Below are 12,169 nucleotides of genomic sequence, written 5' to 3'. Positions count from 1 at the left end.
TTCCAGACGGTTGACAGTTCCAGCGACCAGAGAAAAGAGGTGGTCACTGCGATGGTATCCGGAGGAAGGCGTAGGCCTCGCATCCGGTTGACGCCGGTCCCACTACCTGGACGTTCGCCAATTGATCAAGGGTGCAGCCAGCCACCGAACGGCAGGTTCCGGACAACCGTGAAGACCAGCAGCGATGCGCCGACGGCCCAGAGGTGCACGGGCCCGAGATCGAGCCGCAGCGGTCGCCCGCGCGCGGCACGGACCACCCAGACGGTCCACAGCACGGCGAAGCCCAGATAGCCGAGCACGGCGGGCGCGTTGGCCTGGAGTGCGGTCAGGAAGTCCCCGTGGATGAACGCGTGCGCGCTGCGCAGTCCCCCGCAGCCGGGGCAGTACAGGCCCGTGTGGCGCAGGAGCGGACAGACGGGGTAGTGGCCCGGCTCGTTGGGGTCCACGGCGGCGACGTACGCGAAAGCGCCCGCGACGGCCGCGAGGATCCCCGCGGGCACGGCCAGCCGTCCCGCCCTCGCCGTGTACGGCGTCACCCTGTGACTGTCGGCGTTCACGCCTTGCATTGTGCCTCGCCCGGGCCCGGACACGCGTGAGGGGCGGCACGGGGCCGCCCCTCAGGAAGTCGTACGTGACTGCCGTACGGCGATCAGCTCTCGGTCTGTGCCGAGGTCACGAGCGCCTTGTGCGCATCCTTCGGCATGCCCAGACCCATGGCGCTCATGATCCAGCCGATGATGCCACCGGCGACCACGATCACCATGCCCGCCCAGAATCCCAGCGGCTCGGCCAGCACCATGAAGGCGCCCGCGACGCAGAAACCGATGAAGGCGATAGTGACACCGGTCCAGGCGGCCGGGGTGTGACCGTGGCTGCTGCCCGCCATGACTTGCTCCTCGTTGCTGTAAACGTGTCTGAGCCGGACGCTCAGGATCCATTGTTCCGCACGCACGCGTGCAAAGTGATCGGGGGTGGTCCAACCGACCTAAGGGGTGCGGGGAACTGCGCGACGAGCCACGACGGCGCCGCGGCCTCCTGACGGCCGAACGCGGCACTTCCGCGGAGCGCCTACGCCCCCGTGGGGTCTTCCCCTCGGTCCAGGGCCTTCCACATCTCCTCGGGCCGGTCGGGGTCGGCCGCCTTCGGCCTGCGGACGGGACGCGGCGCACCGTTCCGCTCGTACCGACCGGACATCGCGGGCCACAGCCGCCCGTACCGCAGCGCGAGCAACCCGGCCAGCAGGATCAACGCCCCGCCGGCCACGGCGACATACGGCCAGGCCGTATGGCTCAGCGCGGCGACGGTCGCGGACGCGTCGCCGGACGCCTTCGCGGCCTGCTCGTCGAGCGCGGACGCGTCGTTGACACCGAGCAGCGCCGCCGCGACGATCCCGGCGCCGGAGAGCGCGAGCAGCGCGGCGACCGCGAAACGGCCGGCCTTGCGGACGGCGAAGACGGCGACGAGCGCGGCGAGGCCCACTATGGCGAGGGCCGCGGGCACGCCCGTGACGTCGCTGCCCTTGGCGGTCAGCGGGAAGTCGCCGCCGGCCACGGTCGCGGTGCCCTCCGACCACTGCTGACGGGTCGCGAGCAGCGCCACGGCCGCGCCGAGCGCGCCGGAGAGTAGTGCTACGGCGAGGCTGAGCCGGCCGGCCCTGGCGGGTCCGGCGGCTTCGGAACGGGGGGGAGGAACAGCAGTCACGTAGTCCACTATCGCCCGAACCCCGGGCGAAGTGTCACCCGGGGTTCGTATGAGAAGCGCCCTATTGCCCGAGTCGGTTCGCCGTGTGCACCGCGCGGAGCACCGCGGCCGCCTTGTTCCGGCACTCCTGGTCCTCGGCGACCGGGTCGGAGTCGGCGACGATGCCGGCGCCGGCCTGGACGTAGGCCGTGCCGTTGCGGAGGAGGGCCGTGCGGATGGCGATGGCCGTGTCGGAGTCGCCCGCGAAGTCGAGGTAGCCGACGCAGCCGCCGTACAGCCCGCGCCGGGACGGTTCGAGTTCGTCGATGATCTGCATCGCGCGCGGCTTGGGGGCGCCGGAGAGGGTGCCCGCCGGGAAGCACGCCGTCAGGACGTCGAAGGCGGTCCGGCCCTGGGCGACCTTGCCGGTCACCGTCGAGACGATGTGCATCACGTGCGAGTACCGCTCGATGGACATGAAGTCCACGACCTCCACCGAGCCCGGCTCGCAGACGCGCCCCAGGTCGTTGCGGCCCAGGTCGACCAGCATCAGGTGCTCGGCGCGCTCCTTGGGGTCGGCGAGGAGTTCGTCGGCGAGGGCCTGGTCCTCCTGCGGGGTGGCCCCGCGCCACCGGGTACCGGCGATGGGGTGGACCATGGCCCGCCCGTCCTCGACCTTCACCAGGGCTTCGGGGGACGAGCCGACGACGTCGAAGCCGTCGAAGCGGAACAGGTACATGTACGGGGAGGGGTTGGTGGCCCTCAGGACCCGGTACACGTCCAGCGCACTTGCCGTGCACGGCGTTTCGAAGCGCTGCGAGGGGACGACCTGGAAGGCCTCGCCCGCGCGGATGCGCTCCTTGATGTCCTCGACGGCCTCGCGGAAGTCCGCGCCGCCCCACAGCGCGGTGTACTCGGGGACCTCGGAGGGCGGGAGGACGGCGGGCGGCTGGGCCACCGCGCGGGACAGGTCCGTCTGCATGGCGTCCAGGCGGGCCACCGCGTCCGCGTAGGCCTCGTCGACGCCCGTGTCGAGGTCGTTGTGGTTGATCGCGTTGGCGATCAGCAGGACCGAGCCCTCCCAGTGGTCCATCACCGCGAGGTCGCTGGTCAGGAGCATGGTCAGCTCGGGCAGCTGGAGGTCGTCGCGCTCGCCGGGGCCGATCTTCTCCAGGCGGCGCACGATGTCGTAGCCGAGGTAGCCGACCATGCCGCCGGTGAAGGGCGGCATGCCCTCCTGGTGGGGGGTGTGCAGGGCCTCGATGGTGGCGCGCAGGGCGGCGAGGGGGTCCCCGTCGACGGGGACGCCGACGGGCGGGGCGCCGAGCCAGTGGGCCTGGCCGTCCCTCGATGTGAGGGTCGCGGCGGAGCGCACGCCCACGAACGAGTAGCGGGACCAGGAGCGGCCGTTCTCCGCGGACTCCAGCAGGAAGGTGCCGGGGCGCTCGGCGGCGAGCTTGCGGTAGAGGGCGACCGGGGTGTCGCCGTCGGCGAGGAGCTTGCGCGTGACCGGGATGACACGCCGGTCCGTGGCGAGCTTGCGGAAGGTCTCGAGGTCCATGGCGGCTGACCTTACTGATCCGAGGCGGACACGCCGGAATCGGCGTCCTTGAGCAGCACGTCGACGTCGAAGCAGGTGCGCGCGCCGGTGTGGCAGGCGGCGCCGACCTGGTCGACCTTGACCAGCACGGTGTCGGCGTCGCAGTCGAGCGCGACCGACTTGACCCACTGGAAGTGGCCGGAGGTGTCGCCCTTGACCCAGTACTCCTGGCGGCTGCGCGACCAGTACGTGCAGCGGCCGGTGGTCAGCGTGCGGTGCAGCGCCTCGTCGTCCATCCAGCCGAGCATCAGCACCTCACCGGTGTCGTACTGCTGGGCGATGGCGGGGACGAGCCCGTCGGCGGCGCGCTTGAGGCGGGCGGCGATCTCGGGGTCGAGGTTGCTGGGCTGGGGCGTGCTGGTCATGGGTGCCATTGTGCCGCGCGCCACTGACAAGGCTGGCGTGGTGTCCACTGTGCGGACCCGATGTGCGGTCGTAGGCTGACGGCATGTCGACTTTCGCCAAGCGTGAACGACTTCTGCTCGCCGATCTTCTGGAGACCGCCGGTCCCGAGGCCCCGACCCTGTGCGAGGGCTGGCAGACCCGGGACCTTGCCGCGCACGTGACGGTGCGCGAGCGCCGCCCCGACGCCGCCGGGGGTCTGCTCATCAAGCAGCTCGCCTCCCGTCTGGACAAGGCCATGGAGGAGTTCACGGCCAAGCCGTACGAGGAACTGATCCAGCTGATCCGTACCGGCCCGCCGCGCTTCTCGCCCTTCAACCTCAAGCAGCTCGACGAGGCGTCCAACACGATCGAGTTCTACGTCCACACCGAGGACGTCCGCCGCGCCCAGCCCGACTGGACCCCGCGCGAACTCGACCCGGTGTTCCAGGACGCCCTCTGGACGCGCCTGGAGCGCACCGCCCGCCTGATGGGCCGCAGCGCTCCCACGGGCCTCGTCCTGCGCCGCCCGGACGGCCAGACGGCGGTGGCCCACCGCGGTGCCCCGGTCGTGACGGTGACCGGCGAGCCCTCGGAGCTCCTGCTGTTCCTCTACGGCCGGCAGGACGCCGCGCAGGTGGAGCTGGACGGCGACAAGGACGCGATCGCCAAGCTGCACGAGGCGAAGGAGCTGGGGATCTAGGCGCTACTTCGGGAGCTCGGCGCGGCGCAGATCCCTGACGCACAGGGCCACGACCCCGCCGAGCCCGCAGACCGCCGCGCTGACGACGAACACCGGGCCGGTCCCCCACGCCCCGATGGCCGCGGCGGACAGCGGCATGCTCAGCGGGGCGAAGCCCAGGCTCACCAGACTGGCCACGGCCGTGACCCGGCCCAGGTAGGCGGGGTCGGCCTGTGTCTGCAGCAGGGCCCCGCACATCGCGCCGCTGAGCCCGGCGAGCAGCCCGACCAGCAGGGCCGTGCCGACGGCGACGGCGATGCTCGGCGCCTGGGCGAGGGCCCCGATCGCGACCGAGCCCGCGATGATCGTGTACGCCGCCACCCGCCCCGCGTGCGGCAGCCGCCCGCGGACGGTCAGCAGCAGGGACGCTGCACCCGCGCCGACGCCGAACCCGGCGAGCATCCAGCCCATCCCCGCGGCGCCCCAGCCGCGCTCGTCGGCGAGGAGGGTCAGCCCGACGTTGAGGGGGCCGACGAAGCCGAGGTCGCCCAGGGCGATGGCGAGCATCAGCGGGGCGAGGACACGGTGGCCGCGGATGTAGCGCAGGCCGGCCGTCAGATCGCTCCAGGCGGTGCCCTGGGCCCCGGGCGCCCTGTCGTCGGCGGGCACCTCCCGGATGCGTACGGAGACCAGCAGCGGCACGGACACGGCGATCAGCAGCCCCGCGAGGCCGAACGCCGCCGCCGAGCCGCCGAACGCCACACCGAACCCGCCGAGCGGTCCGCCGACGACGCTCGCGAAGCGGATGCCCAGGCCCCGCATGCCCTGCACGCGCGCGAGCTGGTCGCGTGACGTCACGCGCGCGGGGAGGGCGCCCACGGCCGGCACGAACACCGCGTCGACGGCGCCGAAGACCAGGGCGAGCACGGCCAGCGGCCACAGGCCCGGGCTGGTGAGGAACAGCAGCACCGCCACCGCCAGCACGGCCGCGCAGCGCACCACGTCGCTCCCGATGACGACCCTGCGCGGCCCGAGCCGGTCGGCGATCACTCCCCCGCCCAGCATCAGGACCGCCCGCGGCAGCGCACTGGCCGCCATCACGAGGCCGGCCTGCGAGGGGCTTCCGGCCTGTACGGCGGCCCAGGACAGGGCGATGTAGTAGACGCTGTCGCCGACCATCGAGGAGGTGTAGGCGGCGAGCCAGCGCAGGACGTTGCCGTCGCGGTGGGCGGGCCGGGGGGTGACGTCGGGCGCGGATATGAGCGTGGCGGGCACGGAACCGGGTCCTCTCAGGCGCGGAACGGGAACGCGTACGTGTGCACCGCGACGTTCTCGCGGCCCTCGGTGTCGCCGGCGGCGTCGGCGGCCCGGCCCTGCTCGTCGTACTTGTGAAGCAGCGCGAGCATCTCCTTGTTCAGCTCGGCCAGTTCGTCCGCGGTGAGGCGGAGTGCGGCTTCGGAGGACTCGGCCGTCCGGTTCCACTCGTGGCTCCAGTGGGCGCGTTCGTCGAGCCAGCGGCGGTACATGTCCATGCGCTGCTCGGCGAAGAGCCTGCTGGCCGCGGTGTGCGCGGCCGCCCCCTCGGGGGCGTCGCGGAAGTCCTCGTCGCGGATGCTCACGCCGTCCGAGGCGGGCTGCCACCACCGCTCCCGGCCGTCCGCGCTCTGCGGCCGGGCCTCTTCGATCAGGCCGTGCTCGGCGAGCTTGCGCAAGTGGTAGCTGACCAGCGAGACGGCCTCGTCGACCGCCTCGGCCAGCTGCGAGGCGGTGGCGACACGGGCCAGGGTCAGATTCCGGTACAGCCTCATCCGCAACGGGTGCGCGAGCGCCTTGAGGGTGCCCACGTCCGTGATCCGCCGGTCCCGTTCCTTGCCTGTCATGCCTCCACCGTAGATACGAAAGAAAAGTTGCGCAATGAATTTTGCGCAACTTCTCTTTCGTATCTGTCCGCAAGTAAGCCCCGACCACCAGGTGCCCGGGGCTTACCTCAACGCCTCACACAGATCACCGCACGGGGTGTCCGGCCCCCCGCAACGCGTCCTTCACCTCGCCGATCCGCAGATCCCCGAAGTGGAAGACCGACGCCGCCAGCACCGCGTCCGCCCCCGCCTCGATGGCCGGAGCGAAGTCGGCGAGCTTGCCCGCACCGCCGGAGGCGATCACCGGAACCGTCACGTGCTTGCGGACGGCGGCGATCATCTCCAGGTCGTAGCCGTCCTTCGTGCCGTCCGCGTCCATCGAGTTGAGCAGGATCTCGCCCGCGCCCAGCTCGGCGGCCCGGTGCGCCCACTCGACGGCGTCGATGCCGGTGCCCTTGCGACCGCCGTGGGTGGTGACCTCGAAGGCGCCCTCGGGTGTGCGCCGCGCGTCCACCGACAGCACCAGGACCTGGCGCCCGAACCGCTCCGCGATCTCCTTGATCAGCTCGGGGCGCGCGATGGCGGCCGTGTTCACGCCCACCTTGTCCGCGCCCGCCCGCAGCAGCTTGTCCACGTCCTCGGCGGTGCGCACACCGCCGCCGACGGTCAGCGGGATGAAGACCTGCTCGGCGGTGCGGCGCACCACGTCGTACGTGGTCTCGCGGTTGCCCGACGAGGCGGTGATGTCCAGGAACGTCAGCTCGTCGGCGCCCTCGGCGTCGTACACCTTGGCCATCTCGACGGGGTCGCCCGCGTCGCGCAGGTTCTGGAAGTTGACGCCCTTGACGACCCGGCCGTTGTCCACGTCCAGGCAGGGGATGACTCGTACGGCGAGGGTCATGCGGACACTCCGGGTTCTCCGCCGGGGCGGAATGCCTCCACCTCGACCTCGACGACCAGGCTGGGGTCCACGAAGCCGGAGACGATGATCATGGATGCGGCGGGCCGGACGGCGTCGAACAGCTCCTTGTGAGCGCGTCCGACCTCGTCCACGTCCCGGCCGTGGGTGAGGTACATGCGCGTACGCACGACGTCCGCCGGGCCGAGTCCCAGCTGCTCCAGCGCCGCGAACGCGACGTTGAAGGAGTTGACCGTCTGCTCGAACGGACCGCCCCCGGCGATCTGGCCGTCCACGATCGACGTGCAGCCGGAGACCAGCACCAGGCCGTTGGGCAGCTCCACCGCGCGGGAGTACCCGAAGGCCTCCTCCCAGGGCGCGCCGGTCGAGACGCGTCGCAGATCGCTCACTCGGCCACCGCCTCCAGGGCCTCTTCCAGCGTGAACGCCTTCGCGTACAGGGCCTTGCCGACGATGGAGCCCTCGACACCGAGGGGTACCAGCTCGGCGATGGCCCGCAGGTCGTCCAGCGACGAGACGCCGCCGGAGGCGACGACCGGCCGGTCCGTGGCCGCGCAGACGTTGCGGAGCAGTTCCAGGTTCGGGCCCTGGAGCGTGCCGTCCTTCGCGATGTCCGTGACGACGTACCGCGCGCAGCCCTCCTTGTCGAGGCGCTCCAGCGTCTCGTAGAGGTCGCCGCCGTCGCGGGTCCAGCCGCGGCCCTTGAGGGTCGTACCGCGTACGTCCAGGCCGACCGCGATCCGGTCGCCGTGCTCGGCGATGATCCTGGCGACCCACTCGGGGGTCTCCAGCGCGGCGGTGCCGAGGTTCACTCGGGTGCAGCCGGTGGCGAGGGCCGCCGCGAGGGAGGCGTCGTCGCGGATGCCGCCGGACAGCTCCACCTTGATGTCCATCGCCTCGGTGACCTGGCGGACCAGGTCCCGGTTGTCGCCGGTGCCGAACGCGGCGTCCAGGTCGACGAGGTGCAGCCACTCGGCGCCCGCCCGCTGCCAGGCGAGGGCGGCTTCCAGCGGGGAGCCGTACGAGGTCTCCGTGCCGGACTCGCCGTGCACGAGGCGGACGGCCTGGCCGTCACGGACGTCCACGGCGGGCAGGAGTTCGAGCCGTGAGGGGTTCGAGGGCATCAGAGGGTTCCGATCCAGTTGTTCAGCAGCTGCGCACCGGCGTCGCCGGACTTCTCGGGGTGGAACTGCGTGGCCCACAGGGCGCCGTTCTCCACGGCGGCCACGAAGGGCTTGCCGTGCGTGGACCAGGTCACGAGCGGTGCCCGCATCGCCGGGTTCGAGGTCTCCAGGGTCCAGTCGTGGACGGCGTAGGAGTGCACGAAGTAGAAGCGGGCGTCCGCCTCCAGGCCGGCGAACAGCTGGGAGCCGGCCGGCGCGTCCACGGTGTTCCAGCCCATGTGGGGCACGATGTCGGCCTGCAACGGCTCGACCGAGCCGGGCCACTCGTCGACGCCCTCGGTCTCCACACCGTGCTCGATGCCGCGCGCGAAGAGGATCTGCATGCCGACGCAGATGCCCATGACCGGGCGCCCGCCGGAGAGCCTGCGGTCGATGATCCAGTCGCCGCGCGCCTCCTTGAGGCCCTTCATGCAGCTGGCGAAGGCGCCGACACCGGGCACCAGCAGGCCGTCGGCGTTCATGGCCTTGTCGTAGTCACGCGTTATCTCGACCTGGGCCCCGGTGCGTGCGAGGGCCCGTTCGGCGGAACGGACGTTGCCGAAGCCGTAGTCGAAGACGACTACCTTCTTGGCGGACGCGCTCAATTCCACACCTCCAGCCTCATGACGCCCGCGACGAGGCACATCGCGGCGCCGATGGAGAGCAGCACGATGAGCTGCTTCGGCATCCCCTGCTTGACGAAGGAGTAGATCCCGCCGGCCAGGAAGAGGCCGACGACGATCAGGACGGTCGACAGCCCGTTCACAGCGCGCCCTTCGTGGACGGGAGGATGCCGGCCGCGCGCGGGTCGCGCTCGGAGGCGTAGCGCAGGGCCCGGGCCAGCGCCTTGAACTGGCACTCCACGATGTGGTGCGCGTTGCGACCGTACGGCACGTGCACGTGCAGCGCGATCTGGGCCTGGGCGACGAAGGACTCCAGGATGTGCCGGGTCATCGTGGTGTCGTACTCGCCGATCATCGGCGCCATCTTCTCGGGCTCGGTGTGCACGAGGTAGGGGCGGCCGGACAGGTCGACGGTGACCTGGGCGAGGGACTCGTCCAGCGGGACCGTGCAGTTGCCGAAGCGGTAGATGCCGACCTTGTCGCCGAGCGCCTGCTTGAAGGCGGCGCCGAGGGCGAGGGCGGTGTCCTCGATGGTGTGGTGCGAGTCGATGTGCAGATCGCCCTCGGTCTTCACGGTCAGGTCGAACAGACCGTGGCGGCCGAGCTGGTCGAGCATGTGGTCGTAGAAACCGACACCCGTCGACACGTCGACCTTGCCGGACCCGTCGAGATCGATCTCGACGAGGACCGAGGTCTCCTTCGTCACCCGTTCTACGCGGCCTACGCGGCTCATGCGCTCTGCTCCTTCTTCAGTTCACGGACCGCGTCGAGGAACGCGTCGTTCTCTTCGGGGGTTCCGGCGGTGACCCGCAGCCAGCCCGGTACTCCGTTGTCCCGGACCAGGACACCCCGGTCGAGGATCTTCTGCCACCCGGTGTGGGAGTCGTCGAACCGCCCGAACTGCACGAAGTTGGCGTCCGACGCCGTGACCTCGTACCCGATCGCCAGCAGCTCGGTGACCAGCCGGTCCCGCTCCGACTTCAGCTGCTCGACGTACTTCAGCAGCGTGTCGGTGTGTTCCAGGGCGGCCAGGGCGGTCGCCTGGGTGATCGCCGACAGGTGGTAGGGCAGTCGTACGAGCTGTACGGCGTCGACGACCGCAGGGTGTGCGGCGAGGTAGCCGAGGCGCAGGCCGGCCGCGCCGAAGGCCTTCGACATCGTCCGGGAGACGACGAGATTCGGCCGACCTTCGATGAGCGGCAGCAGCGAGGCGCCGTGGCTGAACTCGATGTACGCCTCGTCCACCACGACCAGCGACGGCTTGGCAGCCTGCGCGGCCTCGTACAGGGCGAGGACCGTCTCGGCCGGGACCGCGGTGCCGGTGGGGTTGTTGGGCGTGGTGATGAAGACGACGTCCGGCCGGTTCTCGGCGATCGCCTTCTCGGCGGCGGCGAGGTCGATCGTGAAGTCCTCGTTGCGCGGACCGGAGATCCAGCCGGTGCCGGTGCCGCGCGAGATCAGCCCGTGCATCGAGTACGACGGCTCGAAGCCGATCGCCGTTCGGCCCGGTCCGCCGAAGGTCTGCAGCAGCTGCTGGATGACCTCGTTGGAGCCGTTGGCGGCCCACACGTTGGCCAGGCCCACCTCGTGACCGGACGTGTCCGTCAGGTACCTGGCGAGCTGCGTGCGCAGTTCTACGGCGTCCCGGTCCGGGTAGCGGTTGAGGTTCCGGGCCGCCTCGCGCACCCGCTCGGCGATGCGCTCGACCAGCGGCTCGGGCAGGGGGTAGGGGTTCTCGTTGGTGTTCAGCCGTACCGGGACGTCCAACTGGGGCGCGCCATAGGGGGACTTGCCGCGCAGTTCGTCCCGTACGGGGAGATCGTCGATGCCAGTCACTTGCCTTCAGGAACCTTCCAACCGAACCGAGCCTTGATCGCCGCCCCGTGGGCCGGCAGGTCCTCCGCCTCCGCCAGCGTCACCACGTGATGCGCCACGTCGGCCAGCGCGTCCTTGGTGTAGTCGACGATGTGGATGCCGCGGAGGAAGGACTGCACCGACAGCCCGGAGGAGTGGCAGGCGCAGCCGCCGGTGGGCAGGACGTGGTTGGACCCGGCGGCGTAGTCGCCGAGGGAGACCGGCGCCCAAGGCCCGATGAAGATCGCACCGGCGTTGCGGACCCGATCGGCCACCACGGCCGCGTCGGCCGTCTGGATCTCCAGGTGCTCGGCGCCGTACGCGTTGACGACCCGCAGCCCCTCGTCGATGCCGTCGACGAGGACGATCGCGGACTGCCGGCCCTCAAGGGCGGGAACGATCCGCTCCTCGATGTGCTTGCTGGCCGCGACCTGCGGCTCCAGCTCCTTCTCGACCGCGTCCGCGAGCTCCACGGAGTCGGTGACCAGCACGGCCGCCGCGAGCGGGTCGTGTTCGGCCTGGCTGATCAGGTCGGCGGCGACGTGCACCGGGTCGGCCGTGTCGTCCGCGAGGACCGCGATCTCGGTCGGGCCTGCCTCGGCGTCGATACCGATCTTGCCGGTGAAGTAGCGCTTGGCGGCGGCGACCCAGATGTTGCCGGGGCCGGTGACCATGGTGGTGGGCGCGCAGGACTCGGTGCCGTACGCGAACATCGCGACGGCGGTCGCGCCACCGGCGGCGTACACCTCGTCGACGCCGAGCAGCGCGCACGCGGCGAGGATCGTCGGGTGCGGCAGGCCGCCGAACTCCGCCTGTGCCGGGGAGGCGAGGGCGAGGGACTCGACGCCGGCCTCCTGGGCCGGGACGACGTTCATGATCACGGAGGACGGGTAGACGGCCCGCCCGCCGGGCGCGTACAACCCGACCCGGTCGACCGGCACCCACTTCTCGGTGACGGAACCGCCGGGCGCGACCTGGGTCGTGTGGGTGCTGCGACGCTGCTCGCGGTGGACGAGGCGGGCGCGGCGGATGGACTCCTCGAGGGCCGCGCGCACGGCCGGGTCGAGGGATTCCAGCGCGTCACTGATGGCCTGGGCCGGGACCCGTACGGATTCCAGCCGCACTCCGTCGAACTTCTCGGCGAAGTCGATCAGCGCCGCGTCGCCCCGATGATGCACGGCCTCGCAGATCGGACGCACCTTCTCGAGGGCGGCCTGAACGTCGAAGTCGGCTCGGGGCAGCAGGTCGCGCAGGGCGGGACCCTCGGGGAGGGCGTCGCCGCGCAGATCGATTCGGGAGATCACGGGGTCAATTCTCTCAGACCGCGGTTCGGCGTCGTTCGGGCATTCCAGTGGCTGATACGCAACCTGGAAGATCCCCCTCACGTCTAGCGTTCAGGGCGTCACCGA

16 protein-coding genes are annotated in these 12,169 nt (G+C 71.2%); 1 reads left to right on the top strand and 15 read right to left on the bottom strand.

Annotation, left to right across the window (positions count from 1 at the left end):
• Positions 1–125: 125 nt before the first annotated feature.
• The 5 genes from ACWD3I_RS33835 to hisI all read right to left on the bottom strand — a co-directional run bounded on the left by ACWD3I_RS33835 (position 126) and on the right by hisI (position 3,645).
• Positions 126–566, bottom strand: coding sequence for a DUF2752 domain-containing protein (locus ACWD3I_RS33835; RefSeq protein ID WP_365396038.1), 441 nt, complete (start codon positions 564–566; stop codon positions 126–128).
• 83 nt (positions 567–649) lie between these two features.
• Positions 650–886, bottom strand: a complete 237-nt coding sequence (locus tag ACWD3I_RS33830; protein ID WP_046261892.1) for an HGxxPAAW family protein — start codon at positions 884–886, stop codon at positions 650–652.
• A gap of 182 nt (positions 887–1,068) precedes the next feature.
• Positions 1,069–1,710 (bottom strand): TIGR02234 family membrane protein, encoded by a 642-nt coding sequence (locus ACWD3I_RS33825; RefSeq protein ID WP_365396042.1) that lies wholly within the window; start codon positions 1,708–1,710, stop codon positions 1,069–1,071.
• Positions 1,711–1,762: 52 nt separating this feature from the next.
• Positions 1,763–3,241, bottom strand: a complete 1,479-nt coding sequence (locus tag ACWD3I_RS33820; protein ID WP_365396045.1) for an anthranilate synthase component I — start codon at positions 3,239–3,241, stop codon at positions 1,763–1,765.
• Positions 3,242–3,252: 11 nt separating this feature from the next.
• Entirely contained in the window at positions 3,253–3,645 is a 393-nt protein-coding gene (gene hisI / locus ACWD3I_RS33815; protein ID WP_365396048.1) for a phosphoribosyl-AMP cyclohydrolase, read from the bottom strand.
• A gap of 83 nt (positions 3,646–3,728) precedes the next feature.
• On the opposite strand from hisI, the gene ACWD3I_RS33810 reads away from it, so the two are divergent.
• On the top strand, positions 3,729–4,364 hold the full coding sequence (locus ACWD3I_RS33810) for a TIGR03085 family metal-binding protein (RefSeq protein WP_365396051.1): 636 nt from the start codon (positions 3,729–3,731) through the stop codon (positions 4,362–4,364).
• Positions 4,365–4,367: 3 nt separating this feature from the next.
• Here ACWD3I_RS33810 and ACWD3I_RS33805 read toward each other — a convergent pair whose 3' ends face one another.
• The 10 genes from ACWD3I_RS33805 to hisD all read right to left on the bottom strand — a co-directional run bounded on the left by ACWD3I_RS33805 (position 4,368) and on the right by hisD (position 12,064).
• The gene (locus tag ACWD3I_RS33805; protein ID WP_365396054.1) at positions 4,368–5,618 is read right to left on the bottom strand and encodes an MFS transporter; all 1,251 of its coding nucleotides are present in this window, start codon (positions 5,616–5,618) and stop codon (positions 4,368–4,370) included.
• Between the two features lie 14 nt (positions 5,619–5,632).
• The gene (locus ACWD3I_RS33800) at positions 5,633–6,223 is read right to left on the bottom strand and encodes an ArsR/SmtB family transcription factor (protein ID WP_365396057.1); all 591 of its coding nucleotides are present in this window, start codon (positions 6,221–6,223) and stop codon (positions 5,633–5,635) included.
• Positions 6,224–6,347: 124 nt separating this feature from the next.
• A complete protein-coding gene (gene hisF, locus ACWD3I_RS33795) occupies positions 6,348–7,103 on the bottom strand; it encodes an imidazole glycerol phosphate synthase subunit HisF (protein ID WP_361488394.1) in 756 nt (251 codons plus the stop codon).
• Positions 7,100–7,510 carry a RidA family protein gene (locus ACWD3I_RS33790; RefSeq protein WP_365396059.1) on the bottom strand — a complete coding sequence of 137 codons (411 nt, stop codon included), beginning with the start codon at positions 7,508–7,510 and terminating at the stop codon, positions 7,100–7,102. Before ACWD3I_RS33790 ends, hisF begins: the two co-directional genes overlap by 4 nt.
• Positions 7,507–8,244 (bottom strand): bifunctional 1-(5-phosphoribosyl)-5-((5-phosphoribosylamino)methylideneamino)imidazole-4-carboxamide isomerase/phosphoribosylanthranilate isomerase PriA, encoded by a 738-nt coding sequence (gene priA / locus ACWD3I_RS33785; protein WP_365396062.1) that lies wholly within the window; start codon positions 8,242–8,244, stop codon positions 7,507–7,509. The genes ACWD3I_RS33790 and priA overlap by 4 nt, the downstream gene beginning before the upstream one ends.
• A complete protein-coding gene (gene hisH / locus ACWD3I_RS33780) occupies positions 8,244–8,894 on the bottom strand; it encodes an imidazole glycerol phosphate synthase subunit HisH (RefSeq protein WP_365396065.1) in 651 nt (216 codons plus the stop codon). Before hisH ends, priA begins: the two co-directional genes overlap by 1 nt.
• On the bottom strand, positions 8,885–9,049 hold the full coding sequence (locus tag ACWD3I_RS33775; protein WP_046261881.1) for a hypothetical protein: 165 nt from the start codon (positions 9,047–9,049) through the stop codon (positions 8,885–8,887). Before ACWD3I_RS33775 ends, hisH begins: the two co-directional genes overlap by 10 nt.
• Complete coding sequence (hisB, locus tag ACWD3I_RS33770) at positions 9,046–9,639, bottom strand: imidazoleglycerol-phosphate dehydratase HisB (protein ID WP_020137489.1); 594 nt, start codon at positions 9,637–9,639, stop codon at positions 9,046–9,048. The genes ACWD3I_RS33775 and hisB overlap by 4 nt, the downstream gene beginning before the upstream one ends.
• Complete coding sequence (locus ACWD3I_RS33765; protein ID WP_365396069.1) at positions 9,636–10,742, bottom strand: histidinol-phosphate transaminase; 1,107 nt, start codon at positions 10,740–10,742, stop codon at positions 9,636–9,638. Before ACWD3I_RS33765 ends, hisB begins: the two co-directional genes overlap by 4 nt.
• Positions 10,739–12,064, bottom strand: coding sequence for a histidinol dehydrogenase (gene hisD / locus ACWD3I_RS33760; RefSeq protein ID WP_365396072.1), 1,326 nt, complete (start codon positions 12,062–12,064; stop codon positions 10,739–10,741). The genes ACWD3I_RS33765 and hisD overlap by 4 nt, the downstream gene beginning before the upstream one ends.
• Positions 12,065–12,169 lie beyond the last annotated feature (105 nt).

Source organism: Streptomyces sp. NPDC002817, from assembly GCF_053592055.1.
Note: the sequence above shows the minus strand (reverse complement) of the source record. Positions and strands in the feature narration are given on the sequence as shown.